The organism is Pseudomonas sp. P5_B2, from assembly GCF_056400445.1.
In genome coordinates this window covers 1-1010 of record NZ_JBFULH010001100.1, presented here as the reverse complement: position 1 = coordinate 1010, position 1010 = coordinate 1, and the positions used below count along the sequence as shown (strand labels likewise).

General features: G+C 58.4%; 1 protein-coding gene and 1 pseudogene. Both read right to left on the bottom strand.

All coding sequences use genetic code 11. The annotated features are described in order from the left end of the window. Nucleotides 1-294, bottom strand: a 294-nt coding sequence (locus tag AC1DRJ_RS29460; protein ID WP_477805227.1) for a ferredoxin reductase, incomplete at its 3' end; no start/stop codon positions are given. An 88-nt stretch (nucleotides 295-382) separates the two neighbouring features. Beyond that, nucleotides 383-1010 (bottom strand): annotated as a pseudogene (locus tag AC1DRJ_RS29455) (aromatic ring-hydroxylating dioxygenase subunit alpha); the annotation flags it as partial.

Sequence of the window (1010 nt, the reverse complement as noted above, 5' to 3'; positions counted from 1 at the left end):
GAAAAGGTTACGCGGTTCACTGATGAACAGCCGATCGCCACTGTTGATCTGCTCATGCATGCTCTGAGAACCACCGCGCGAGGCAGCGTCCTTGAGCACACCGATCAGGTAGCGATGGCGCTCTTGCGGGTGGTTACACAGTGAGTACTGGCGGATCAGTCCGCTGGGCAGATGCACGTCAATATGGGCCCCGGCACTGAAGCTGGGCAATGCCCCGCCTTGTGCACAGGTCAACTCGTAGCTGCAAATATCCAACGCTTCGTTGTTGCGGGATGTCACGACGACTTCAATCATGGCGAACCTTCAAGACCGGCCACCGCAGTGGCCGCGAACTAGATCAATGGGAGTTGACGCGCGTATTGCTCCAGGACGCAGCCCTTCGCTATTTGGCCGTGGCAATCAGCTCGACAGCCGGCGCTCGCTCACGGGCGATGATGCGTTCCAATACGCGCCTGGACTGCACACCACCGGCATCGATATTCAGCTTGAGCAAGTTGCGCTCTGGATTGGCCAGCAGGTTTTGTTGCTGTTGTTCGAGCATGTCGAGGTCTTCGCTGAAAATCTTCCCTTGGCCCTCGCGGATGGTATCGGTCAGGGCTTCGTCGTGCGGATTGAAGTTGCGTGCCATACCCCAGAAGTACCAGATCGAGGTCTCGGTTTCCGGTGTAATGAAGTCGACCACTATGCTCGCGGCTTTGTGTTGCGGCTCAGCGTTGTAACCGCCCTTGCCAGCGTGAGCCACGCCCACCTCAATCAAGACGTGACTGGGCGGACTGAAGCGGCAGATCTGCCAACGGTCTACCGGCACGTCGTCGGCCAGGTTGTTGCCACGCAGGGCCATGCGCCAGAACGGTGGCGCCATGATGTTTTCCATGTGCCGTGCGGTGACCACTTCGTCACCCTGAACGGTTGTGACCGGCGGCGCTTCATCGATCTCTTTCTGGCCGATGCTGGAGGCGTGCACGTAGGTTTCGTGGGTGAGATCCATCAGGTTATCGATCATCAGTCGA